Source organism: Rhodococcus sp. NPDC127527, assembly GCF_042672245.1.
Classification (GTDB): Bacteria; Actinomycetota; Actinomycetes; order Mycobacteriales; family Mycobacteriaceae; genus Rhodococcus_G.
Genome location: NZ_JBHXVP010000003.1, coordinates 516535 through 540214, shown reverse-complemented (window position 1 = coordinate 540214; position 23680 = coordinate 516535). Strand labels below are relative to the sequence as shown.

Annotated in this window: 19 protein-coding genes and 1 pseudogene; 9 read left to right on the top strand and 11 right to left on the bottom strand. The window is 71.2% G+C overall.

Annotation, left to right across the window (positions count from 1 at the left end; all coding sequences use genetic code 11):
- The first annotated feature begins 146 nt into the window (after positions 1 to 146).
- The 5 genes from ACFVH2_RS08420 to ACFVH2_RS08400 all read left to right on the top strand — a co-directional run bounded on the left by ACFVH2_RS08420 (position 147) and on the right by ACFVH2_RS08400 (position 6696).
- The gene (locus tag ACFVH2_RS08420) at positions 147 to 1433 is read left to right on the top strand and encodes a TrpB-like pyridoxal phosphate-dependent enzyme (protein WP_378419985.1); all 1287 of its coding nucleotides are present in this window, start codon (positions 147 to 149) and stop codon (positions 1431 to 1433) included.
- Between the two features lie 62 nt (positions 1434 to 1495).
- Complete coding sequence (locus ACFVH2_RS08415) at positions 1496 to 2293, top strand: carbon-nitrogen hydrolase family protein (protein WP_378419986.1); 798 nt, start codon at positions 1496 to 1498, stop codon at positions 2291 to 2293.
- A 48-nt stretch (positions 2294 to 2341) separates the two neighbouring features.
- A complete protein-coding gene (locus ACFVH2_RS08410; RefSeq protein WP_378419987.1) occupies positions 2342 to 2968 on the top strand; it encodes a phosphoribosyltransferase in 627 nt (208 codons plus the stop codon).
- Between the two features lie 183 nt (positions 2969 to 3151).
- Entirely contained in the window at positions 3152 to 4939 is a 1788-nt protein-coding gene (locus tag ACFVH2_RS08405) for an AMP-dependent synthetase/ligase (protein WP_378419988.1), read from the top strand.
- 206 nt (positions 4940 to 5145) lie between these two features.
- On the top strand, positions 5146 to 6696 hold the full coding sequence (locus ACFVH2_RS08400) for a molybdopterin-dependent oxidoreductase (protein ID WP_378419989.1): 1551 nt from the start codon (positions 5146 to 5148) through the stop codon (positions 6694 to 6696).
- Between the two features lie 3 nt (positions 6697 to 6699).
- On the opposite strand, the gene ACFVH2_RS08395 is transcribed toward ACFVH2_RS08400, so the two are convergent.
- The 3 genes and pseudogenes from ACFVH2_RS08395 to ACFVH2_RS08385 form a co-directional block, all read right to left on the bottom strand.
- The gene (locus ACFVH2_RS08395; protein ID WP_378419990.1) at positions 6700 to 7449 is read right to left on the bottom strand and encodes a maleylpyruvate isomerase N-terminal domain-containing protein; all 750 of its coding nucleotides are present in this window, start codon (positions 7447 to 7449) and stop codon (positions 6700 to 6702) included.
- A gap of 119 nt (positions 7450 to 7568) precedes the next feature.
- Positions 7569 to 7997: pseudogene (locus ACFVH2_RS08390) on the bottom strand (alpha/beta hydrolase); the annotation flags it as partial.
- Positions 7998 to 8157: 160 nt separating this feature from the next.
- Positions 8158 to 8940: an NAD-dependent deacetylase gene (locus tag ACFVH2_RS08385; protein ID WP_378419991.1), complete on the bottom strand. Its 783-nt coding sequence runs from the start codon at positions 8938 to 8940 to the stop codon at positions 8158 to 8160.
- Between ACFVH2_RS08385 and ACFVH2_RS08380 the strand changes: the two genes are divergently transcribed.
- A complete protein-coding gene (locus ACFVH2_RS08380; RefSeq protein ID WP_378419992.1) occupies positions 8939 to 9388 on the top strand; it encodes a hypothetical protein in 450 nt (149 codons plus the stop codon). The genes ACFVH2_RS08385 and ACFVH2_RS08380 overlap by 2 nt on opposite strands.
- Before the next feature lie 25 nt (positions 9389 to 9413).
- Here ACFVH2_RS08380 and ACFVH2_RS08375 read toward each other — a convergent pair whose 3' ends face one another.
- Complete coding sequence (locus ACFVH2_RS08375) at positions 9414 to 10034, bottom strand: alpha/beta hydrolase (RefSeq protein WP_378419993.1); 621 nt, start codon at positions 10032 to 10034, stop codon at positions 9414 to 9416.
- 39 nt (positions 10035 to 10073) lie between these two features.
- On the opposite strand from ACFVH2_RS08375, the gene ACFVH2_RS08370 reads away from it, so the two are divergent.
- Positions 10074 to 13523 carry a TM0106 family RecB-like putative nuclease gene (locus tag ACFVH2_RS08370; protein WP_378419994.1) on the top strand — a complete coding sequence of 1150 codons (3450 nt, stop codon included), beginning with the start codon at positions 10074 to 10076 and terminating at the stop codon, positions 13521 to 13523.
- Positions 13524 to 13547: 24 nt separating this feature from the next.
- Here ACFVH2_RS08370 and ACFVH2_RS08365 read toward each other — a convergent pair whose 3' ends face one another.
- Positions 13548 to 14735 carry an amino acid deaminase/aldolase gene (locus ACFVH2_RS08365; RefSeq protein WP_378420489.1) on the bottom strand — a complete coding sequence of 396 codons (1188 nt, stop codon included), beginning with the start codon at positions 14733 to 14735 and terminating at the stop codon, positions 13548 to 13550.
- 69 nt (positions 14736 to 14804) lie between these two features.
- Positions 14805 to 15461: a TetR/AcrR family transcriptional regulator gene (locus ACFVH2_RS08360; protein ID WP_378419995.1), complete on the bottom strand. Its 657-nt coding sequence runs from the start codon at positions 15459 to 15461 to the stop codon at positions 14805 to 14807.
- 78 nt (positions 15462 to 15539) lie between these two features.
- On the opposite strand from ACFVH2_RS08360, the gene ACFVH2_RS08355 reads away from it, so the two are divergent.
- Both ACFVH2_RS08355 and ACFVH2_RS08350 read left to right on the top strand, forming a co-directional pair.
- Positions 15540 to 16853, top strand: coding sequence for a D-arabinono-1,4-lactone oxidase (locus tag ACFVH2_RS08355; protein WP_378419996.1), 1314 nt, complete (start codon positions 15540 to 15542; stop codon positions 16851 to 16853).
- A gap of 58 nt (positions 16854 to 16911) precedes the next feature.
- A complete protein-coding gene (locus ACFVH2_RS08350) occupies positions 16912 to 18228 on the top strand; it encodes an amidase family protein (protein ID WP_378419997.1) in 1317 nt (438 codons plus the stop codon).
- A gap of 9 nt (positions 18229 to 18237) precedes the next feature.
- On the opposite strand, the gene ACFVH2_RS08345 is transcribed toward ACFVH2_RS08350, so the two are convergent.
- The 5 genes from ACFVH2_RS08345 to ACFVH2_RS08325 are packed head-to-tail and all read right to left on the bottom strand — an operon-like array spanning position 18238 to position 23646.
- Positions 18238 to 19203, bottom strand: coding sequence for an adenosine deaminase (locus tag ACFVH2_RS08345; RefSeq protein WP_378419998.1), 966 nt, complete (start codon positions 19201 to 19203; stop codon positions 18238 to 18240).
- A gap of 2 nt (positions 19204 to 19205) precedes the next feature.
- Complete coding sequence (locus ACFVH2_RS08340; protein ID WP_378419999.1) at positions 19206 to 20561, bottom strand: DUF1254 domain-containing protein; 1356 nt, start codon at positions 20559 to 20561, stop codon at positions 19206 to 19208.
- Entirely contained in the window at positions 20561 to 21322 is a 762-nt protein-coding gene (locus tag ACFVH2_RS08335; protein ID WP_378420000.1) for a crotonase/enoyl-CoA hydratase family protein, read from the bottom strand. The genes ACFVH2_RS08340 and ACFVH2_RS08335 overlap by 1 nt, the downstream gene beginning before the upstream one ends.
- A 54-nt stretch (positions 21323 to 21376) precedes the next feature.
- On the bottom strand, positions 21377 to 22174 hold the full coding sequence (locus ACFVH2_RS08330; RefSeq protein WP_378420001.1) for an enoyl-CoA hydratase/isomerase family protein: 798 nt from the start codon (positions 22172 to 22174) through the stop codon (positions 21377 to 21379).
- A gap of 35 nt (positions 22175 to 22209) precedes the next feature.
- Positions 22210 to 23646, bottom strand: coding sequence for a DHA2 family efflux MFS transporter permease subunit (locus ACFVH2_RS08325; RefSeq protein ID WP_378420491.1), 1437 nt, complete (start codon positions 23644 to 23646; stop codon positions 22210 to 22212).
- Positions 23647 to 23680: the final 34 nt, after the last annotated feature.

Here is a 23680-nt window from a genome sequence, read left to right as displayed (position 1 = left end):
ACCAGGAGTTTAGTCGATGCGGGGATGTCCGGCCGACACGCACGCCGCAACCACCGCCGGACGACCCGTACCCGCGGTCGGCTCGGATCTTCGCGAAGGCGACAATGCGGTACCCGAGCTCGCCCCAACCCTCGACAGGAGCACCCGTGCCCGAGCCGACGCCGATCCCCACCCACTGGTACAACATTGCCGCGGACCTGCCGGTGCCCCCGCCGCCGCACCTGCACCCGGGCACCAAGGAGCCGGTGACCCCCGCCGACCTCGAGGCGTTGTTCCCGAGCGCGCTCATCGCGCAGGAGGCCACCACAGAGCAGTACGTGGAGATCCCCGAGGCGATCCGCGAGGTGTACAAGACGTGGCGGCCGGCGCCGTTGATCCGGGCGCGGGAGTTCGAGAAGGCGCTCGGCACCCCGGCCCGCATCTACGTCAAGTACGAGGGCGTCAGCCCGGTCGGCAGCCACAAGACCAACACCGCGGTGGCGCAGGCGTATTACAACGCCCAGGACGGGGTCAAGAAGATCACCACCGAGACCGGCGCCGGCCAGTGGGGCAGCGCGCTGTCGTTCGCGTGCGCCAAGTTCGGCATCGAGCTCGAGGTCTGGCAGGTGCGCGCCTCCTACGCCTCCAAGCCGTACCGCAGGCACCTCATCGAGACCTACGGCGCCACCGTGCATCCGAGCCCCTCGGACCTCACCGAGTCCGGCCGCAAGATGCTCGCGGACTTCCCCGACACCCCCGGCTCGCTCGGGATGGCCGTCACCGAGGCGGTGGAGGTCGCGGCCGGCGACCCCGACGCCCGCTACGCCCTCGGCAGCGTGCTCAACCACGTGGTGCTGCACCAGACCGTGATCGGCCTCGAGGCCGTCGAGCAGCTGCGCGCGGCCGGCGAGGCGAACGCGGACGTGGTGTTCGGCTGCGCGGGCGGCGGCTCGAACCTGGCCGGTCTGGCGTTCCCGTTCATCCGCGAGGTGCTGCACGGCAAGGCACAGACCCGGATCGTCGCGGCCGAGCCGGCGGCCTGCCCCTCGATCACCAAGGGCGAGTACCGCTACGACCACGGCGATGTCGCCGGTCTCACCCCGCTGCTGAAGATGCACACCCTCGGCCAGGACTTCGTGCCGGACCCGATCCACGCGGGCGGCCTGCGCTACCACGGTATGGCGCCGCTGCTCAGCCACACCGTCGAGCTCGGCTACGTGCAGGGCCAGGCCGTCGACCAGACCGACTCGTTCGCCGCGGGCGTGTTGTTCGCCCGGGCCGAGGGCATCGTGCCCGCGCCGGAGTCCGCACACGCCATCGCCGCCTGCGCCGATTACGCCCGCGGCCTCACCGAGCCGGAGGTCCTGGTCATCGGCCTGTCCGGGCACGGCATGCTGGATCTGCCCGCCTACCAGGCCTTCCTGGACGGGAACCTCACCTCGACCGGCGACTAGCGACTAGGTGTCGCCCCCGCAGCGGTCGCGTTCTCCACGACCGCTGCGGGATACTCGGCGTCATGGTCGAGATCGCCGTAGCCCAGTTCTCCGCAGGGCAGGACAAGCGGGAAAACCAGCTGACCCTGCGCAACCTGGCCGGCGAGGCCGCCGCCCGGGGCGCCCGGGTGATCGTCGCGCCGGAGTACGCGATGTTCGCCGCGCCGCGCATCGACGAGCGGCTGATCGAGTCCGCCGAGCCGCTGGACGGCCCGTTCGTCTCCGGCCTGCTCGAGATCGCCGCCGAGTTCGGGGTACACCTGGTGGCCGGGATCAACGAGGCGCTGGCCGGCGACGAGCGGGTCTCCAACACCCTCGTCGCGGCCTCGCCCGACGGGACCATCGCCGCGACCTACCGCAAGCTGCACCTGTACGACGCCTTCGGCTACCGGGAGTCGGACGTGATCCGGGCCGGCGCGATCGAGGCGCCCGCCACCTTCAGCGTCGACGGCCTGACCTTCGGCATGCAGACGTGCTACGACCTGCGCTTCCCGGAGGTCACGCGGCGGATCGTCGATGCGGGCGCGGACGTGCTGGCCCTCCCCGCCCAGTGGGTGCCCGGCCCCCTCAAGGAGGACCACTGGACCACCCTGGTGCGCGCGAGGGCGATCGAGAACACCGTCTACGTCGCGGCCGCGGACCAGAGCGCGCGCACCGGGTCGGGCAACTCGATGATCGTCGACCCGATGGGCGTGGTGCTCGCCTCCCTCGGCGACCAGGTCGGCACCGCCCGGGCGGAAGCGAGCGCCGAGCGGATCGCCGAGGTCCGCGAGAAGAACCCGGCGCTGTCGCTGCGGCGGTTCGCGGTCACCGAGAGGTAGCCCGCGCGAGGGTTCAGCGCACCCGATTCGGCGTAGGTTCGAATCAGGATGCTGTACGCCACTCGCGCCATCGCCGGTCGCGCGCTGGCCACGTCGCTCGAGCACCTGCGCGACACGAAACCCCTAGTGCTCGGGCTCCCTCGTGGCGGTGTCCCGGTAGCGGCCGAGGTCGCGGCCGCACTGGACGGCGACCTCGACGTCATCGTCGTCCGCAAGCTCGGCGTCCCCTGGCAGCCGGAGTTGGCGATGGGCGCGGTCGGCGAGGACCACGTGCGCGTTCTCAACGACGACGTGATCGCGCAGACCGGCATCACCCCGCTGGCGCTCGCGGCCGTCGAGTCGAGGGAGAACCGCGAGCTCGGCCGGCGGGTGCGACTGCTGCGCGGGGACCGGCCGCGGACGCCCGTCACCGGGCGGGTGGTGGTGATCGTGGACGACGGTATGGCCACCGGTGCGACCGCCGCGGTCGCGTGCCGGGTGGCGCGGGCCGCGGGCGCGGCCAAGGTGGTGGTGGCCGTCCCGGTGTCCTCCGAGGAGGCGGTCGAGCGGGTCCGGACGGAGGCGGACGAGGTCGTCTGCCCCCTGGTGCCGCGGTGGCTCGGGGGCGTCGGCGGGGCGTACCGGGACTTCCACCAACTCACCGATCAGGAGGTGACGACGGTGCTCGAGAAGTGATGTTGGCCTCATGGCCGTCCCGGCGACAGCAGCGAACACGCAGTTCACGAGACTTCGAGTTACAGACAAATTGACGGATCCCGAGGCGATCCAGTCAATCCGGACAATCGTCGGGAGTGCATCCGGGCACCGAATGTGATCCAATGCACACCCGTAATGTCAGCAGTTCCTGGAGGGGTCCAAGTGCGAGAGTACGAAGTTCCGGCGTCGTTTTCCATCCCGGAAGACATCTCGATGGCCGACACGGTGTTCCGGTTCGAGAAGGAATGCCCGCAGCACGTGCCCTTCAAGAAGTTGGTCGGCGGCGCCTGGGTCGACGTGACCGCCGCCGAGTTCGCGACCCAGGTCAGGGCCGTCGCCAAGGGCCTGATGGCCTCCGACATCGGCCTCGGCGACCGGGTCGCGATCCTCTCCGCCACCCGGTACGAGTGGGTAGTGCTCGACTACGCGATCTGGACCGCGGGCGGCTGCACCGTCGCCATCTACGAGACGTCCTCCGCCGACCAGGCGCAGTGGATCCTCGAGGACTCCGCCACCTCCCTGCTCGTCGTCGAGACCGCCAAGCACGCGGCCACCGTCAAGGACGTCGCCGAGGCCGCACCCGCGCTGCGCGAGATGCTGCAGATCGAGGCGGGCGCCATCGAGGAGCTCACCTCCCGCGGCGCCAGCATCACCGACGAGGAACTGGACGAGCGCCGCGGGCAGGTGGGCGCCGCGTCGGCGGCCACCCTCATCTACACCTCCGGTACCACGGGCCGCCCGAAGGGCGTCCAGCTGACCCACTCCAACTTCAGCGCGGAATCCCAGTCCGTCAAGATCGCTCTCGCCGACGCGATGTACGAGGGCCGCAGCACCCTGATGTTCCTGCCGCTGGCGCACGTGTTCGCGCGCGCGATCTCGTTCGGCGCGTTCGACAACAAGGTGACCGTCGGCCACACCTCCGACATCGGCACGCTGCTCGACCAGTTCGCGGTGTTCAAGCCGAACTTCATCCTCTCGGTCCCCCGCGTGTTCGAGAAGGTCTACAACTCCGCCAAGCAGAAGGCCGAGGACGGCGGCAAGGGCAAGATCTTCGGCAAGGCGGCGGACACCGCGATCGCCTACAGCGAGGCGCTCGAGGCCGGCGGCCCGGGCCTCGGGCTCAAGCTCAAGCACGCCCTCTTCGACAAGCTCGTGTACTCGAAGCTGCGTGCCGCACTCGGCGGCGAGTGCGACCGCGCGGTCTCCGGCGGCGCGGCGCTCGGCGCGCGCCTCGGCCACTTCTTCCGTGGCGTCGGCATTCCGGTCTACGAGGGCTACGGCCTCACCGAGACCAGCGCCGCGATCACCGTCAACACCACCGAGGACCAGAAGGTCGGCACGGTCGGCAAGCCGATCAACGGCCACGCCGCCAAGATCGCCGACGACGGCGAACTGCTCGTCAAGGGTCCCGTCGTGTTCTCCGGCTACTGGCACAACGACGCGGCCACCGCGGACTCGATTCGGGACGGCTGGTTCCATACCGGCGACCTCGGCTCGATCGACTCCGAGGGCTTCGTCTCTATCACCGGCCGCAAGAAGGAGATCATCGTCACCGCCGGCGGCAAGAACGTCGCCCCCGCGGTGCTCGAGGACGCCCTGCGCGCTCACGCCCTGATCAGCCAGTGCCTCGTGGTCGGCGACGCGAAGCCGTTCATCGGCGCCCTGATCACCATCGACCAGGAGGCACTGCCCGGCTGGAAGGAACGCAACGGTGTCGCGGCCGACCTCGCGGTGGCCGAGGTCGTCAAGCACCCGGACCTGGTCGCGGAGATCGACGCCGCGGTCGCCGAGGGCAACAAGAAGGTCTCGAACCCGGAGCAGATCAAGAAGTACCGGATCCTGGACGTGGACTTCACCGTCGAGACCGGCGAACTGACCCCGACTCTCAAGCTCAAGCGCAATGTCATCCACGAATCGTTCGGCACCGCGATCGAGGCGATCTACTCCTGAATCGGCCACCGATGTGAATTAATGGGGCGTTCTCTCGACCTGGTCGGGAGAACGCCCCGTTCGTTTCCACCATTCATTTCTGCAGTGAGAGAAGGAGACTCGATGTTGGTGTACGACCCGACAGTGGCATTCCTCAACCAGATCGCGACCGCACTGGGTTCGAGCGACCTGGTCGTCGCGACGTAACGTCCGACCACCCGGCGGCCATGCGTTCCGCCGTCGAACCACCCCCGGGCACAGGGTCCGGCCGGGGCGCCCGCGCGCTGGCCGGACTTCTCGCCGCCGGGGTCACCCTCGCAGTCGGGGAACTGGTGTCGGTGCCGATCGCCGCGGACGCCTCGCCCTTCTACGCGGTCGGCTCCGCCGTCGTGGACGCCACCCCGCAGGGCGTCCGGGAGTGGGCGATCGCCACCTTCTCCACCTCGGACAAGACCGCCCTGTTCACCGGGATGGCCGTGGTGATCGCGCTGGTCGCGGTCACGGCGGGAATCCTCGAGCGGCGTACCAGGCCGGCCGGCAGCGCCGTTCTGGTCGTGCTCGGAATCGTCGGGGTGACGGCATCGCTGACCCGGCCGGGCGCCGACTGGACGTGGGCGCTCCCGACCGTCGCCGGCGTCGCCGCCGGGGTGTTCACGCTCCGCGCCCTCACCGGCGCCCTGGAACCGAGCGGCGTCGGCAGCTCCGTCGGCATCCCCCGCCGACGCTTCCTCACCCTGGCGTTGACCGCCGCCGCGGTGGCCGCGGCGTCCGGTCTCCTCGGCCGGATGCTCGCGGAGGGTCGCCGTGTGGTCGCCGAGAACCGGGCCGCCTTCCGGGTGCCGACCGCGACCTCCCCGGCGCCGGCGCTGCCCGCAGGCGTCGAACTGCCGGTTCCCGGGATCACGCCGCTGATCACCCCGAATCACGACTTCTACCGCGTCGACACGGCCCTGCGTGTGCCCTCGTTGACCACGGACGACTGGCGGCTGCGGATCCACGGAATGGTGGACCGCGAGATCACCCTCGACTACGCCGCCCTGACCGCCCGCGCCTCGGTCGAACGCATGGTGACCCTGACCTGCGTGTCGAATCCGGTCGGCGGCGGTCTCGCCGGCAATGCCGTGTGGATCGGGTATCCCCTCGCGGCCCTGCTCGCCGAGGCCGGGGTGCACGCGGACGCCGACATGCTGCTGTCGACCAGCGTGGACGGGTTCACCGCCGGCAGCCCGACGGCCGCGCTGACCGACGGCCGGGACGCGATGGTCGCGGTCGCCATGAATGGCGAGCCGCTGCCGCTCGAACACGGCTACCCGGCGCGGCTGGTGGTCCCGGGCCTGTACGGCTACGTCTCGGCGACCAAGTGGGTGGTCGACCTCGAGCTGACTCGCTTCGACCTCGCCCAGGCGTACTGGACGCGACGCGGCTGGGCGGCGCGCGGTCCGATCAAGACCGCCTCCCGCATCGACGTCCCCCGAGACCGGACGCGGGTGCCCACCGGACAGACTGCGGTCGCGGGGGTCGCCTGGGCGCAGCACCGCGGGGTCTCTGCGGTGGAGGTTCAGGTCGACGACGGCGCCTGGTCGCCCGCCACCCTCGCCACCGAGTACTCGAACGACTGCTGGCGGCAGTGGGTGTGGAACTGGAACGCACCGGCGGGCGAGCACACCCTGCGGGTACGTGCGGTCGACGGCGCCGGCAGTGTGCAGACCGGTGAGGTCGCCGACCCCGTCCCGGACGGCGCCACCGGATGGGACACCGTGCACGTGAGCGTCGACTAGCTGTCAGATCCTCGCGGCGTCGACCAGTTGCTGCGCGACCGACACGTCGCCGGACATCTCGAGCGCGGCCAGCGGCCTGCGCCGCCACATCGCCAGCAGCAACTCCTCGGCACTGCCCAGCACCGCGACGTCCGCACCGGCGTGGCCGGACTCGACCTGCACGCCGTGGGGCGTGAACCGCAGCACCCACTCGGCATCCGGTGTGTCGGTGCCGTGCAGGTGAACACTGCTGCCGTGCAACGTATGCGGCACGGTGGGCAGGGCTCGGGTGAGCATCAGCCGGGCCCACTCGTCGACACCGTCGGCCGCGCCCTCGGCGTCGACGGGCTCCGGCGCCGCACCGCCCGCCGCGTGCACCGCATCGGCCGCGTCCACTCGGTGGACGGCCACCTCGTGCGCCTGTCGACGCATCCAGAACCGGATCGTGCCCGGACCGGCGAAGGTCGGCGCCGCGCGCTCGACGTCGTGGGCCACCAGCTCGGCGAGCAGACCGTCGAGGGCCTCCCGGTAGGCGGGCAGGCAGTCGGGGCCGTGCGGGAGTGACTCGATCCCGGCCGCGCCGTCGAGTTGCGCATCCGGGCCGGCGGCCAGGGTTGCACGGACCCATCGGTGCACCTTGCCGGTGTGCCGCAGCACCCGCTCGAGCGTCCAGCCCGGCACGGTGGGCACCGGCGCGCTCAGGGCGTCGGCGGGCATCGCGGCGAGCCGCAGTCCCTCGGTCCGCAGCAGGTTCAGGTACTGGTCCGGCGTCATCCGGCAACGGTAGTACGAAGGACGAACTCGGCGACGTCACCGATCACCGTCCGCTGCACCGGTTCGTGCAGCAGATCGTGTCCGGCGTCGGGATACTCACGCAGCTGCGCACCGGGAACGCGGTCCACGAACTCGCGCGCGCCGTCCACCGCGGCGCGCCGGTCGTCCACGCCGTGCACCACCAGAATCGGTGCGCGCACCTCGTCGACCGCGGCGGGGTCGGACGCCGTCTGCCGCGGGATACCGCACAGCACCGCCGCCACGAACCTGCCCGGGTCGGCGGTCAACGCGGCAACGGTCGCCGCCGCGCCGAGCGAATGCCCCATCACCACCAGGTCGAGGCCGGGACGATCCACGGCCGCGATGTCTGCCAGGCGCAACGCATTCTCGCCGAGCTCGGCCAGCGGTCCGTAGTCACCGAGCTCACCCTCGGTGAGGCCGTGCCCCACGTGGTCGAGTGCCCAGACCTCGACGCTTCGCTCGCCGAGCGCCCGCGCGAACCGGTGATAGTGCCCACTGTGCTGGCCCAGGCCGTGCAGGAACACCATGCCGACCACGGGGTCAGGGCACGGCCAGTGTCGGTAGTGGACCTGCCCGGAGGCCCCATCGAAGAACGGCACCGGCAGAGTATGGACCAAGTCCCGGTCCCAGCCGACCGAAATCGACCAGGCAGTCTCTACCAGCTCTGAAGGGACGTGTCGACGGTGATCACGACGCTGTCGATCCAGACCCGGCCGCCGCCAGCACCGGCAGCGCCTGCGCCGCGGTGGCCCGCCACGAATGGGTCACCGCGGCGCTCAGATCCGTCGGCTCCGGGTTGATCTCGACGACGGCCGCACCGGCCCGAACAGCCCGCAGCGGCAGTTCCGCCGCCGGGTACACCACCGCGGAGGTGCCGACGACGAACAGCAGGTCGCAGTTCTCGACCGCGTCCACGGACGTTTGCCACGCCACGGCGGGCAGTTCCTCGCCGAACCATACCGCGCCCGGACGCACCGCGGCGCCGCACGATTCGCACACCGGTGGCGTGATCCGTTCCGCGGGTTCGTGATCCAGCTCGTCGAAGCGAGCGTCGTCGAGGTCCGCGGGCCGGCCGCACAGACTGCAGCGTGGCGCGTAGAGGCTGCCGTGCAGGTGTGCCGCCACTGCCGACCCGGCCCGCTCGTGCAGGTCGTCGACGTTCTGGGTCAGCACCGTGATTTCGGTGCGCGTGGCCCAGTCCGCGAGGGCACGGTGGCCCGCGTTCGGCTGGGCGCGCCGCACCAACGCCGCCCGCCACTCGTACCACGCCCACACCAGCGCCGGATCCCGTTCCCACGCCTCCGGCGTGGCCAGCTCCGCGGGGTCGAACCGCTCCCACAGCCCGGTCAGCGCGTCCCGAAACGTCGGGACCCCCGACTCGGCGGACATGCCCGCACCGGAGAACACCACCACCCGCCGCGCGGTGCGGGCGGCGTCGAGAACGACGGGATCGGGTTCAATGGCGGTCATGGCGACGATTGTGCCCGCACACGGCGACACATTTCCCAAGCTGCTGCTGGTCGACACCTCGGCGGCCGGCGAGCCGCGACTGCTGCGCGCGCTGCACGTGGCCGGCGTCGCCGCGACGCCCGGCGGCCACGACGACGTCGGCCAGAAGTTGTTCGGCGCCCGTATCGTTGCCGATCCGGCCGCCGAGTGGGACGAGCTGCGGCCCTGGGTACGGGCGGTCGTCGCATTCGGCCCCGACGCGTGGGCGGTGGCGCTGCCGGTGCTGGGCATCGAGGAGGCCGGGTTCGCACACGGCACGACGGTGTCGAGTGCGGCTGCGAAACCCGTTGCACTACTGGGATGCCTGCCCCTCGACGATCCCGAACTCACCGACGCGATGCTGGCCGCGCTCCTGACGGCCGCACAGCAGGCAGCCGGTCTGTCCTGGGGTTGCGGCGGCCGCAGCTAGCCGGATTCGAGGTGCCCGCCCGGTGTCATGATCGAATGCCATCGCGGATGAACGCGGCGACGTCGGACGTGACCCTGCGGTGCACCGGTTCGTGCAGCAGATCGTGGCCCGCGTCCTCGTACTCACGGAGGTCGGCGGCCGGCACCCCGGCCGTCCAGGACCGGGCACCCTCGAGCGGGGCGAGGCGGTCGTCGACGCCGTGTACGACGAGGATCGGCACCCGAACGCCGTCGACGGCACCGAGATTCGCGGCAGCCGCACGCGGCAGCCCGCACAGGACAACGGCGGCGAAGCGATCCGGCTGCTTCGCAAGGGCAGCGATCGCCGTGGCCGCACCGAGCGAGTGGCCCATGATCGCCAGCGGTAGGCCGGGACGCTCACCTTCGGCGATGGCGGTGAGCTGCAGGGCGTTGGCGGCAAGATCGGCGACGGGTCCGGGATTGCCGGGCTCGCCCTCGCTCAGCCCGTGACCCACGTGGTCGAGCGCCCACGTCTCGATGTGCTCGGCGCCCAGTGCCCGCGCGAAGCGATGGTAGTGACCGCTGTGCTGCCCCATCCCGGGCAGGAACACCAGTCCGGCGACGCCGTCGGGGCACGGCCAGTGGCGGTAGTGGACCTGCCCGGAGGTCCCGGTGAAGAACGGCACCACCCAATTATGTCGGGGCCGTCTGCGATAGTCGGGTCCGTGTTCCTCCTCGACAACGTGATCGTGCACAGCGCCAGCGACCTGTCCCAGGCCGCGGACTGCGAATACGCGCTGCTGCGGCGGCTCGACGTGAAGCTCGGCCGGCTCGACAGGCCGCAGGTGGACGCGCCCGACCCGATGCTGGCTCGCACGTCCAGCCTGGGTGACGCGCACGAACGACGCCGGCTGGACGGGTTCCGGGAGCGCTTCGGCGCGGGCGTCGTCGCCATCGACCGTCCGGACCTCGACCACGAGGACCTGACCCGTGCGAACCTGGCGACGGTCGCGGCCGCACGGGCGGGCGCCGACGTCATCTACCAGGGCACCTTCTTCGACGGCCGGTTCCTCGGGTTCTGCGACTTCCTCGTCCGCGAGGAGGACGGGTACCGGGTCGTCGACACGAAGCTCTCCCGGCACGCCCGGGTCCCGGCGCTGCTGCAACTGGCGGCCTACGCAGACGCGCTCGCCGCCGACGGCATCGCGACCGCGCCGACCGCGAGCCTGATCCTCGGCGACGACAGCACGGTGTCGTACCCGCTCGCCGACATCGCCCCGGTGTTCCGGCAGCGTCGCGACGCCCTGGTGCGACTGCTCGACGGGCACCGCAACGCCGGTGTACCCGTGTCGTGGGGAGAGGTGCGGGGCTGCGGACGCTGCGCCGACTGCTCCCCCGAGGTGGAACGCAGCCACGACCTGATCCTCGTCGCCGGGCTGCGGTCCACGCAGCGGGACCAGCTGATCCGCGCGGGCGTCACCACGATCGACGCGCTCGCCGCCGCCGACTGCCCGGTCGAGGGCATGAGCGCGCGGACCTTCGAGTCGCTGCGTGCGCAGGCCGCCGCCCAGGTACGCCAGGCGCAAACTCGCACACCGGTGTTCGAGGTGATCGGCGGCGGCGAGGCCCTCGCCGGGATCCCAGCTCCGGACCCCGGCGACATCTTCTTCGACTTCGAGGGCGATCCACTGTGGGCGGAGGGCGGATCCTCCGACTGGGGTCTCGAGTACCTGTTCGGGGTGATGGAGGTGGACGGCACGTTCCGTCCGTTCTGGGCGCACGACCGCGAGCAGGAACGCCGGGCCCTGCTCGACTTCCTCGACTACGTCACCGAGCGCCGGAAACGCTTCCCGCACATGCACGTCTACCACTACGCGGCGTACGAGAAGACCGCGCTGCTGCGCCTCGCCGGCCGGTACGGCGCCGGCGAGGAGACGGTGGACGCGCTGCTGCGCGAGAACGTCCTGGTGGACCTGTACCCGGTGGTGCGGGGTTCCGTCCGGGTCGGGGCACCGTCGTACTCGATCAAGAAACTCGAACCGCTGTACATGGGCGACCGACTGCGCGGCGGCGACGTCACCGATGCCGCCGCGTCCATCGTCGCGTACGCCGACTACTGCGACCTGCTGGGCGCCGGCCGCGACACCGAGGCCGCCGCCCTGCTGCAGGGGATCGCCGATTACAACGAGTACGACTGCCTGTCCACGCTGCGACTGCGGGATTGGCTGCTCGGGCTGGCCGGCGACCGCGGAGTCCGGCCGCATCCGGTGCAACAGGTAATCGCGACCGAGATCGAACAGCCGGACCCGACGGAGCTGGCGCTGCGCGCCTACGTCGGGGACGCCCTGGCAGGCAAGCGGTCCGCCGACCAGCAGGCGGCGGCGCTGCTGGCGGCCGCGCTCGGCTACCACCGCCGGGAGCGGAAACCGTTCTGGTGGGCGCACTTCGCCCGGCTCGTCGCACCGGTGGACGAGTGGGCCGACGGTGCGGACGTGTTCGTCCCCGAGTCGGTCACGGTCACCGAGGACTGGCACAAGAGCACCCCGCGGCAGCGCAAACTGCGCCGGAAGGTCCGGCTCGTCGGCAGGTGGGGTTCCGGGTCGACGGTCCGGGTCGGCGACCAGCCATTCGCCCTGTACGACGCGGCGACCGGGATCGGCAGCGAGGACGCGGCAACCCGCGGAACCGTCGGGGTCACCGTCGTCGCGCTCGAGTCCGAGGCCGGTCCCGACGGCACGCGCGACGTGGTGGTGGTCGAGGAACTGCAGGGCGCCGACCCGCACGACAGCGTGCCGATGGCGCTCGCCCCGGGTCGCCCGGTGCCCACCAAGAACATCGAGACCGCGATCGCAGCGCAGGCCGCCGCGGCGGCCGCGGTGCTGCCGTCGATGCCGGGCACCGCGGCCGTGGACATCCTGCGCCGGATCCCGCCGCGCACGCGCTCCGGCAACCCGCTGCCGGTCGCCGACCCCGATCACCGCGCCCCGGCGATCGTCGCGGCGCTGCTGGACCTCGACGACTCGTACCTGGCGGTACAGGGCCCGCCCGGCACCGGTAAGACGCACACCGGTGCGGCCGTCGTCGCGGAGCTGGTCACCCGGCACGGCTGGCGGATCGGCGTTGTCGCGCAGTCGCATTCGGTGGTCGAGAACATGCTCGATGCGGTGGTCCGGTCCGGCGTGCCGGGTGAGCAGGTGGCGAAGAAGCCCGGCTCCGGGCTGGCCGCGGACCCGCAGTGGACGAAGGTCGACGCGTCCGGTCTGCCCGCGTTCCTCACCGAACATGACGACGCCGGCTGCGTGATCGGCGGCACCGCATGGGATTTCGCGCATTCCGACCGGGTTCCGCCGGGCAGCCTCGACCTGCTCGTCGTCGACGAGGCCGGGCAGTTCTCGCTGGCCAACACCGTCGCCGTCGGGATATCGGCACGGAACCTGCTACTGCTCGGCGACCCGCAGCAGCTGCCGCAGGTCAGTCAGGGCATCCACCCGGAGCCGGTGGATACCTCCGCGCTCGGCTGGCTGGCCGACGGGCACGGCGCGCTGCCGCCGGAACTCGGCTACTTCCTAGACGTCACGTGGCGGATGCACCCCGCGGTGTGCGCGTCGGTGTCGGACCTGTCCTACGAGGGCCGGCTGCACGCCAAGGAGTCGGTGACCACCGGCCGCGACCTGGCCGGGGTCGACCCCGGCGTGTGGACCCTGCCCGTGGACCACGTCGGGAACTCGACGTCGTCGATCGAGGAGGCGCTCGCGATCACCGCGCAGGCGACCGCACTGATCGGCACGCCGTGGATCCCCGCGGCCGGCGAGGCCCCGCGCCCCCTCGATCAGTCCGACGTCCTCGTGGTCGCGCCCTACAACGCGCAGGTGTCGCTGATCCGCGAGACGCTGGCCGAGGCGGGCCTGGGCGAGGTCCTGGTCGGCACCGTCGACAAGTTCCAGGGCCGCGAGGCCGCGGTGGTGTTCGTGTCGATGACCGCGTCGTCCGCGGACGACGTGCCACGCGGCATGGGGTTCCTGCTGTCCCGGAACCGGTTGAACGTGGCCGTCTCCCGCGGCAAGTGGCGCGCGGTGATCGTGCGCTCCCCCATGCTGACGCACTACCTGCCGACCACCCCTGCCGGGCTGGCCGAACTGGGCGCGTTCATGCGGATGCACGACTCGACGCGGTGACCGGGTTCCGGGACTAACGGCCGATCAGCCGAAGCACTGGCCCTCACCCCGGTAGGTGGGCACGGTGGTCCGGGTGCCGTCGGCGTCGACGAGGTGCAGTTCGGTGAACCGCTCGCACAACTCGCCCGCCTTGGCGTGCCGGAACCAGACGCGGTCGCCGATCCGCAGTGCGCCCGCCGCGAGTCCGGTGACCGGGGTCTGCACCTCGCCCGCTCCCTCGTTGCGGAGCAACTTCAGTCCGGCCGGCCAGACCGGGGTAGGCACCCGGGAGGCACCGGCGGGACCGGACGCGATGTAGCCGCCGGAGAACAGGGTCGCGATCTTCGGGGTCGGCCGCCGGACCGCCGACAGCGCGAAGAACATCGCCGGCCGGGGCGTGAACGAACGGTAGCGGTCGAAGAGCGTCGGCACGAACAACCCGGAGCCGGCGGTGACCTCGGTGACCACGCGGTCGGCGGAGCTGACCTCCAGCGAGCCCGTGCCCCCGCTGTTGACGATCTCGAGGGTGCCGGCAACCTCGGTGACCGCGTCGACCACCTGCCCGCGACGGGTGGACAACTCCGCCGCGGACGCGCGCTTGACGAGCCGGACCGCCGCGCTGCTGTCCGGCAGTCCGGCGATCTGCGCCTCGTAGAACATCACTCCGACCACGGAGAATCCTCGCCGCTTCGCCGCGCGCGCCACCGCCGCGGCGGCCTCGGGGGTACGCAGGGGCGAGCGGCGCACGCCGAGGTGGACCGGCCCGATCCGCAGCGAGGCGTCGACGTCCAGGCAGACCCGCGCCGGCACCGCGGAACTGCCCGCCGCCGCATGCACCACGTCCAGATGTTCGGGGCAGTCGATCATGAGGGTGATCGACTCCAGCAGCAGTGGGTCCGAGGCCAGTTCGGCGAGGGCGCCGCGGTCGGTGACGGGGTAGCCCATGAGCACGTCGCGGGCGCCGGCACGGACGAGCCAGATCGCCTCGCCCAGCGAGTAGGACATGACGCCACGGAAGCCGCCGCGCCCGGTCAGCCCGGAGCCGAGCGCCTCTTCCAGCACCGCCCGACTGCGCACCGACTTGCTGGCGACGCGAACCGGTGTGCCGCCCGCCCGCCGGGCCAGGTCCGCGACGTTGGCCCGCAGGGCCGGCAGGTCGACCGCGGCCAGCGGCGGATCGAGCTGGCGTGTCGCCGCGTCGAGTCGCTCGCGGGTCGCCGATTCACCGGCCATGGCATCCAGTCGTTCCGAGGTGGTGGTCACAGAACGGGAGTCAACCATCCAATTGGACGAGTGTCCATGTCAGGACTGGGTGGGGCTCGTTTCGACCGCCTTCATCGCGATCATCTGCACCGCGTCGTCGAGCTGCGCGATCACCGCCTCGCCGTCGCGATCGACGAGCCAGCGCAGCACGATGCCGTCGATGATCGCGAGGCAGAACCGGGCGATGTCCGCCACCGGCTCGGTCCACTTCGTTCCCGTGTAACGCGCGGTCTCCGCGAGAAACGCCGTCGCCTCGTCGTCCATCGTGTGGTACTGCTTCGCCGCGATGGCGCCGGCCAGCTCCGCGCCTGCCGCCTGCTGCCGCAGCCCGTAGGCGGTGATCTCGTACGTCAGCAGCTGACGGTCCGGGGTGGCCTCGATGATCGGCCACATGTTGGACAGACCGCTGTGGAGCACCTCACGAAGCCCGCGAAGACCGCTCTGGTCACCCTCGCCCTGCGCCGTGCCGAAGGCGTACCGGAGCGCGGCGCTGAGCTGCAGGACGATCGCCTCGCCCATCGCAGCGACCAGCGCTTCCTTGCTGTCGAAGCAGTAGTGGACCACTCCGAGGGAGACCCCCGCGTCCTCGGCGACGGCACGGATGGTGACGGAGCTGATGCCGCCCCTCTCCGCAATGCCCATCGCCGACTCCACGAGTTGCGCGCGACGTTCGTCCGCGGGAAGCCGATTCAGCATTCGACGATATTAGAACGCCGGAGCCGGACTTGCGTAAGGGTGTTGACCTGGACGGCCGTCCAGGTGAATAGTGTCAACATGGATTCGAAGACCTGGCACAACTGGGCTCACAGCGCCAGCGCCAGCCCCCGCCGCTTCGCGACGCCTGCGAGCGTGGCCGAGCTCAGTGCCGAGATCACCCGAGCCGCAGCGGAAGGCCTGCACGTCAAGTGCGTCGGCGGCGGACACTCGTTCACGCCGGCCGCCGCCACCGACGGCGTGATGATCAGCCTCGACAACCTGTCCGGCATCGAATCCGTTGTCCCCGTCGAGCCGTCCGGCGCACTCGTAACCGCTTTCGCCGGCACCCGATTGCACGAACTAAATCCCAAACTGTGGGATCTCGGTCTCGCGATGACCAACCTCGGCGACATCGACGTCCAGTCCCTCGCCGGCGCGATTTCGACCGGCACCCACGGCACCGGCGCGAAGTTCGGCGGCCTGGCGACCCAGATTCGCGCACTCGAGCTGGTGCTCGCCGACGGCAGCGTGACCAGCTGCTCCGCGGACGACAATCCCGACCTCTTCAATGCCGCCCGCCTCGGACTCGGCGCGATCGGCGTCATCTCCAAGATCACGCTGCACTGCGAGTCCGCGTACACGATGCGGGCGGTCGAGTCCCCCGCGCTGCTCAGCGACACGATGGCTCGGCTCGACGAGGACGTCGAGGGCGTCGACCACTTCGAGTTCTTCTGGTTCCCGCACACCGACCGGGTGCTGACCAAGCGCAACACCCGACTGCCCGCCGACACCCCGGTCAACCCGATCGGCAAGGTCCGCGCCTACGTCGACGACGAACTGCTCTCCAACACCCTGTTCGAGGGCATCAACCGCGTCGCCACCCGGTTCCCCGGTGCCATCCCGCAGATCAACAACCTCTCCTCTCGCGCGCTCTCGGCCCGCGAGTTCACCGATCGCAGCTACGAGGTGTTCGCTTCCCCGCGCCGCGTGAAGTTCCGCGAAATGGAGTACGCGGTACCCGCCGAGACCCTGCCCGAGGTGCTGCGCGAGATCGAATCCTGGTTCGCCCGTTCGGAGTTCCGGGTCGCCTTCCCGGTCGAGGTCCGCTTCGCCGCGGCCGACGACATCTGGATGTCGACGGCGAACGGCCGCGACACCGCCTACATCGCCGTGCACCAGTACCACCGGCGCGACCATCACGAGTACTTCGACGCGGTCGAGGCGATCGCGCGTGCCGTCGACGGCCGCCCGCACTGGGGCAAGATGCACTCGCGGGCCGCCGCGGATCTGCGCCCCACCTACACCCATTTCGACGAGTTCTGCGCGGTCCGCGACAAGTACGACCCGCAGCGGGTGTTCGACAACGACTACCTGCGCCAGGTTCTGGGATAGCCCGTCCCACACGGCGAGTCACCCGCATCACCTGTTCCGCTCCGCCTAGCCTGACGTGATGGCCGATCTGAGTCGTCGACGCTTCCTCGCGGTGGGCGTGGCAGGCGCCGCCCTGCTCGCCGGATGCAGCGAGGCAACCAACCCCGGTGTACCCCCGCTGCCCGGCGGCACACCCACCACCCCCACCCCGGCGCAGAAGGCGACGTGGCGGGTGCAGGGCGCGCCGCTGGTCCCCTCGACGGGTTCCGGCGCCCTGGACGGTCTGACGGTGGCCGTGACCGACCTGTTCGCGGTCGCCGGTCAGAAGATCGGGGCGGGCAGTCCGCAGTGGCTCGCCCAGGCTCAGGCCGAGGCAGGCAACGCGGAGGCGGTGGCTCGGCTGCTCGGTGCGGGTGCCGCGGTCGCGGGGCTGGCGCAGACCGACGACCTCGGCTACGGCCACTCGGGCGTCAACGACCACTATGGGACGCCGCCCAATGTCGTGTCCGAGGAACGACTGCCGGGCGGCTCGACGTCCGGGGCCGCGGCCGCGGTGGCCGGCAGCGAGGCGTCGATCGGGTTGGGCGCCGACACCGGCGGATCGGTCCGGATCCCCGCGGCCTACCAGGGGCTGTTCGGCTTCGTCGCGAGCAGGGGCGCGGTGCCCACCGCGGGCCTGCTGCCGCTGAGTCCGACACTCGACACGGTCGGCTGGGTCGCGGCGAACATCGCCGACCTCGACAAGGCGGTCACCGCCTCGGTTCCGCGGACGCCGGCGCGCGAACTCACCGCCGCCGTCACTGCTCCCGGCGTGAACGCGATCGCCACCGGCGGCGCGCTCGCCGCGACCAAAACGGCACTGGCCTCGTGGCGCACGTCGGATCTCCCCACCCTGACCGACCGTGACTTCGACATCGCGGCTCTGCCGGACTGGTACGACGCCGTCACCACCGTCGTCGGGTACGAGGCGTGGAAGCGGTACGGCGACTTCCTGTCCGGCACGCTGTCCGGACTCAGCGGCGAGGCCCGGGAGAACTTCGCCACCGCGAGCCGCACGTCCGAGGAGGCCTACCAGCGCGCCCGCACGCAACTCGACACCGCGGCCTCGGCGGTGCGGAGTTACCTCGGCGACAACGTGCTGGTGCTGCCGACCACCGCCACGCAGGCCCCCGACAAGTCGGACGGCGATCTCAGCGGCGAGACGTACGCGAACACCATGCGCAGCACCGGCATGCTGCTGTCCATCGCGACCGTCGCCGGGCTGCCCACGGCCACGGTGCCCCTGAAGACCGCGGACAAGATTCCGGCCGGGCTGTGCCTGGTCGGACCCGCCGGACGCGACCTCGACCTGCTCGCCCTGGCCCACCGGGTGCAGGGCAGCGGGTTCGTGCGCTGACCCGGCCTGCTACCCGCCGAGCAGTTCGGCCTTGCGCTCGTCGCTCGCGAACGAGGCGTGGATCGAGTTGCGGGCCAGCGTTTCCCGCTCGGCGTCGGTGAGCCCGAGCTCGGCCTGCAGGCGGGCGAAGTTGTCGTCGACGTAGCCGCCGAAGTACGCGGGGTCGTCCGAGTTGACGGTCACCAGCAGACCCGCCTCGAGCATCCGACGCAGCGGGTGCTGTGCCAGGTTCTCGACCACCCGCAACCGCACGTTCGACAGCGGACACACCGTCAACGGCACCTGCTCCTCGACCAACCGGGCGACGAGTTCCTCGTCCTCGAGGCAGCGCACCCCGTGGTCGATGCGCTCGACCCGCAGGAGGTCGAGCGCCTGCCGGATGTAGTCGGGCGGCCCCTCCTCGCCGGCGTGCGCCACGGTGCGAAGCCCGTTGGCGCGGGCCCGCTCGAACACGTCCACGAACAGCGACGGCGGATAGCCGGCCTCCGCGGAGTCCAGCCCCAGGCCGAGCACCGGCACCTCGAGGCGCAGAACCTCGTCCAGCATCGCCTCGGCCTCGGGCACCGGCCGGTCGCGCAGCACCGCGGCGATCAGGTCGCTGGACACCCCGAACTCGGACTCGCTCGACCGGACGGCGTCCGCCAGGCCCTCGAGCACCGCGGGCAGCGGCACCCCGCGAGCGGTGTGCGCCTGCGGGTTGAAGAAGATCTCGGCGTGCCGGACGCCGCCCTCGGCCGCTCGGGCGAAGTAGGCCCGGGCGAGGTCCGCGAAGTCCTGTGCGGTGTGCAGCACGGTCATGTTCGCGAAGTACAGGTCGAGGAACGACTGCAGATCGGTGAACTCGTAGCGCGAGCGCAGGTCGTCGAGGTCTCGATACGGCAGGTCGACCTTGTTCCGTTGCGCGAGCTCGAAAATGAGCTCGGGCTCGAGGGAGCCCTCGATGTGCATGTGCAACTCGGCCAGCGGGGTGGGCATTGCTACTCCTTCAACTCGGGTTCGGGCGGTGTCCAGTCCGGTGCGGTCGGCAGGTAGGACCGCAGCATGAGCACGAACTCCCCGGCGGGCGCGGGCAGCCAGTTCGACTGTCCGGACGGGGGCGGTGTCGCGCCGATCCACACGTCGAGCGATCCGTCGGGCCCGCGCACCAGCCCCGGCGTGCGGTCCCCGATCGCGTACCGGCCGAGAGCATTCGGCACGAAGAACATGTCCGGTCCGTACAGGGTGACCGACCAGAATCCGCGCGGATCGGTCGGGGGCAGGCTGTCGGCGGCGAAATGCAACCGGTAGCCGCGGTCCCCACGCAGCGCGCCGCCGTCCGATCCGGAGCGAGCCACGTAGTACATCGACTCCTCCGGCACGTTGGCGCCGAGGCCGATCCTCGCGACCAGGGCACGGAGCAGGTAGTCGGTGCCGTAGCGCCCCGCCGCGCGCAACGAACTCCAGGCCCCGTCCTCGCCTGCGGGTCTCGCCGTCAGTGCCGTCACCGCCGCGTCGCCGCGCACCACGCCGGTGGCCAGCGCCGCCACCTGAGCGGCCGGACCCTGCGACGGGTGCGCCCCCGGCGTCACCCCGACCGTCGCGATCCGATCGAGCAGCGGCCGGTCCGCGGCGGGCGGCGGATCCGCGGCGAGAATTGCGGACAGCTCGTCGAAGAACTCCGGCCCGGACGCCGCGAGCGCCTGCGGCGCCGGGTTGTTGCCGCAGTCGGTCGGCGGCAACGACGGCGGTGCACCCGCGACGGGCCCGCCGAGCACCCGCATCGAGTACTGCTGTTGCACGGCCCGGGCGGCGGGCAGGTCGGCCGCGGACTCCACCAGGGTGCGGCCGATCATCCACGCGTCCCACGTCGGGGACTCGATGACCGCGGCCCCTTCGGGCGCGGGCCCGGTCCAGCCGGGCGGAACGATCACCCTCGATCCGGCGCCGGCCCCGGTCTCGCGGGTGCCGACGTTGGCGAACACATTGGTGTACATGTCGAGAAACTGGAACCCGAAGTAGCGCGCCCCCATGTCCGGGTGGGTGAGCAGCACCGGACCCGACCGAAGGTCGAGCCAGGCAATCGAATACAGCGTGTCGACGTTCGGGGCGACCACCGTCCGCGAGTCCGGCCCCGACAGTTGCGCCTGACTGTAGAGCTGATTGAGCGGCAGCAGACAGGTCATGCTCGCCCGGGTCCGCGCCAGCGTCACCGGCGCCGCACCGTAGACGTACCCGTCGGCGGCGATGTCCGCGGGGGTCTCCGGCGCGGGTCCCGAGTCCGAGCCGGAACAGCCGCCGAGGAGCCCGGCGACCAGCAGCACCGGCGCCGCCAGCAGGGCTCCCCGGCGCGGCACTAGCGGCCCTTCCAGACCGGCGCGCGCTTCTCCGCGAAGGCACGGGCGCCCTCGCGGGCATCCGCCGAGACGAACACCGGGCCCAGGACTTCGAGCTGCCGGGTGAAGGCCTCGTCCGCGGACCAGCCGGCGGACCTGACGATCACCTCCTTGGTCGCCGCGACGGCGAGCGGTCCGTTGGCGGTGATCCGTTCGGCGAGCTCGAGCGCACCGTCGAGCGCCTTGCCCGGTTCGGTCACCCGGTTGACGAAGCCGTACCGGTACGCCTCCTCGGCGGTGAAGCTGTCACCGGTGAGCGCGAGTTCGAGCGCCTTCTGGTACGGGATCCGTTGCGGCAGCCGGAGCAACCCACCGGCCCCCGCGGCCAGACCGCGCTTGACCTCGGGGATGCCGAACCGCGCCTCGCTGGACGCGACCACGAGATCGGTGGCCAGCACCAGCTCGGTGCCGCCGGCCAGGGCGAAACCCTCGACGGCGGAGATGATCGGCTTGCGCGGCGGCGCCTCGGTGAAGCCCAGGCCCTTGCCGGGTGCGATCACGTTCTCCCCGGCGACGAAGGCCTTGAGGTCCATGCCCGCACAGAAGTTGCCGCCCGCGCCGGTGAGTACGGCGAGGGACAGGTCCGCGTCGTCGTCGAGCTCGTCGACGGCCGCGGCGAGTCCGTTGCTCACCGCGGAGTTGATCGCGTTGCGGGCCTCGGGACGGTTGATGGTGATGATCAGGATTCGGCCGTTGCGTTCGACCAGGACTTCATCAGACATGACCACACCCTAGGCGCTCGAACGTGTCCTGGGTCACGGTCCGGTTCCGGCGCCTCAGCGTCCGGAGTAGCGGGCCTTCCCCGGGCCCACCTCGAGGAAACTGCGGACCGCGCCGCGCAGGTCGTCGGTCTCGAACAGCGCCCCGGACACCTCCGGGGTGATCGAATCCGCATGCGCGACACCGCCGGAGCGCCAGGCCTCGATGATTCGTTTGGTGGCGTGGTGCGCTCGGGTGGGCCCGTCGGCCAGCCGCGCGGTGAGGGCCCTGGCGGCGGTGTCGACGTCCTCGTGGACGGCGTTCACCACGCCCCAGTCCGCCATCGTCGCGGCGTCGTAGAGATCGCCCGTCATCACGAACTCACGGGCCCGCCCCGAGCCGGCCCGTTCGGCCAACCGCTGCGGCCCACCCATCGAGGGCGTCAGCCCGACGACCGTCTCGACCAGCCCGAACTTCGCCCTCGGCGCAGCGAGGATGAGGTCGCAGGCCAGCGCGATCTCGAAGGCGGCGGTCAGGGTCAGCCCGTGCGCGGCGTACACCACCGGGCAGGGCAGCGCCTCGATCCGGTGGACGATCTCCGCGAACAGGGTGCGCCACAGTTCGGCGCCCGCCTCGGCGGACAGGCCGTCGAAGACGTGCACGTCCACGCCGCCCGAAACGACCTTGCCCTCGGCGCGCAGCAGGACCGCTCGCGGCGGTTCCGTGGTGAGGGCGTCCAGGTCGGCCGTGATCGCGTCGAGCATGGCCTGGTCGAACAGGTTCAGCGGCCCGTGCGCGAAGGTGAGAACGGCGATCTGCGCACCCGCCTCGGTGGTGCTTCGTTCGAGCCGCGTCGGCTTCACGGGTTCGGTCATGGCGTCAGCCTGCCACAACCGAACCCGCGCGGCCCTCAGGCCTCGATCACCTCGGGCGCCGCGTCGGCCGGGCTCGGATCGCCCGCCCGGACCGGACGCGCGAAGCACAGCGAGGCAACGAATCCGACCAACAGCACGGCGGCAGGCAGCAGTACCGCCTGGGCCATCGAGGTGCTGAACCCGTCGACGATGAAGCTCGGCAGCGAACCGCCCGCCTCCGGTCCGCCGCCGGCGGGCACGCCGTTGGCGGTCAGCCGCGAGGTGATCAGGGCGCCGACGCCCGCACTACCGAGCACCGCACCGACCTGACGGGTGGTGTTGTAGACGCCGGATCCCGCACCGGCCGCGTTCATCGGCAGGTTCCGGGTTGCGGTCGCGGCGAGCGGCGACCAGATGAAGGCCATCGCCACACCCATCAGCCCGATCGGCAGGAGCAGCTCCCAGATGGCGGTGTCGGGCTTCATCGTCACGGCGAGCCAACCGAGCGCGATCGAGAGCATCAGGAAGCCGGGCGCGGCGATGTAGCGCGGGTGCACTCGGTCCACCAGCTTGCCGACGTTCGGCGCCAGCGCGCCGGTGAGCACGGCCATCGGCACCATCAGCAGCGCCGATCCGGTCGGCGAGAGCCCGCGGACCGCCTGTGCGTAGAACATCAGCGGCAGCACCACCGCGGTGATCGCGAAGCCCATCGAGGTGATGGCGATGTTGGCGAGCGAGAAGTTGCGGTCCCGGAACAACCCCAGCGGGAGCAGCGGCTCGTTCTTGTTCCAGGACTGGTACCAGACGAAGACGACGAGGAGGAGCACACCGGCGGCGATGCACAGCCACACGCGCCCCGACCAGTTGTAGGTGTTGCCCTCCTGCAGTCCGAACACCAGGAAGAACATGCCCAGTGCGCTCAGGATGACGCCGGGGATGTCGAAGCGGTGAGCGTGCGTCTCCAGTGCCGGCACGTACCGCATCGCGGCGGCGAAGGCGATCACGCCGACCGGGACGTTGACGATGAAGATCCACTGCCAGCCGAGTCCGTCGACGAGGACGCCGCCGGCCAGCGGCCCGACCAGGGTGGCCACGCCCGCGACGGCCCCCCACAGCCCCATCGCGGTTCCGCGCTTGTCCGGCGGGAAGATTCGGGTGATGACGGCCATCGTCTGCGGCGTCATGAGCGCCGCGCCGAAGCCCTGGAAGACGCGGGCGACGATGAGCATCTCGATGCTGCCCGAGAGGCCGCACCACAGCGACGCGAGGGTGAACAGGGTCAGGCCGATGAGGTAGAGGTTCTTCGGTCCGAACCGGTCGCCGAGCCGGCCGGTGACCAGCAGCGGCACCGCGTAGGCGAGCAGGTAGGCACTGGTCACCCACACGACGCTGTTGATGTCGGTGTGCAGGGACTCCATGATCGCGGGGTTGGCGACCGCGACGATGGTGGAGTCGACGAGGATCATGAAGAACCCCAGGCACAGCGCCCACATCGCCGGCCACTGCTTGATGGCGGCTCTCTGGTCG

What these genes read in the sequence shown, in the direction of transcription:
- ACFVH2_RS08415 (WP_378419986.1), top strand. Translation starts at nt 1,496, where the DNA reads ATGGTCGAGATCGCCGTAGCCCAGTTCTCCGCAGGGCAGGACAAGCGG.
- ACFVH2_RS08410 (WP_378419987.1), top strand. Translation starts at nt 2,342, where the DNA reads ATGCTGTACGCCACTCGCGCCATCGCCGGTCGCGCGCTGGCCACGTCG.
- ACFVH2_RS08400 (WP_378419989.1), top strand. Translation starts at nt 5,146, where the DNA reads ATGCGTTCCGCCGTCGAACCACCCCCGGGCACAGGGTCCGGCCGGGGC.
- ACFVH2_RS08395 (WP_378419990.1), bottom strand. Translation starts at nt 7,449, where the DNA reads ATGACGCCGGACCAGTACCTGAACCTGCTGCGGACCGAGGGACTGCGG.
- ACFVH2_RS08380 (WP_378419992.1), top strand. Translation starts at nt 8,939, where the DNA reads ATGGCGACGATTGTGCCCGCACACGGCGACACATTTCCCAAGCTGCTG.
- ACFVH2_RS08385 (WP_378419991.1), bottom strand. Translation starts at nt 8,940, where the DNA reads ATGACCGCCATTGAACCCGATCCCGTCGTTCTCGACGCCGCCCGCACC.
- ACFVH2_RS08365 (WP_378420489.1), bottom strand. Translation starts at nt 14,735, where the DNA reads ATGGCCGGTGAATCGGCGACCCGCGAGCGACTCGACGCGGCGACACGC.
- ACFVH2_RS08360 (WP_378419995.1), bottom strand. Translation starts at nt 15,461, where the DNA reads ATGCTGAATCGGCTTCCCGCGGACGAACGTCGCGCGCAACTCGTGGAG.
- ACFVH2_RS08355 (WP_378419996.1), top strand. Translation starts at nt 15,540, where the DNA reads ATGGATTCGAAGACCTGGCACAACTGGGCTCACAGCGCCAGCGCCAGC.
- ACFVH2_RS08350 (WP_378419997.1), top strand. Translation starts at nt 16,912, where the DNA reads ATGGCCGATCTGAGTCGTCGACGCTTCCTCGCGGTGGGCGTGGCAGGC.
- ACFVH2_RS08345 (WP_378419998.1), bottom strand. Translation starts at nt 19,203, where the DNA reads ATGCCCACCCCGCTGGCCGAGTTGCACATGCACATCGAGGGCTCCCTC.
- ACFVH2_RS08335 (WP_378420000.1), bottom strand. Translation starts at nt 21,322, where the DNA reads ATGTCTGATGAAGTCCTGGTCGAACGCAACGGCCGAATCCTGATCATC.
- ACFVH2_RS08330 (WP_378420001.1), bottom strand. Translation starts at nt 22,174, where the DNA reads ATGACCGAACCCGTGAAGCCGACGCGGCTCGAACGAAGCACCACCGAG.
- ACFVH2_RS08325 (WP_378420491.1), bottom strand. Translation starts at nt 23,646, where the DNA reads ATGTGGGCGCTGTGCCTGGGGTTCTTCATGATCCTCGTCGACTCCACC.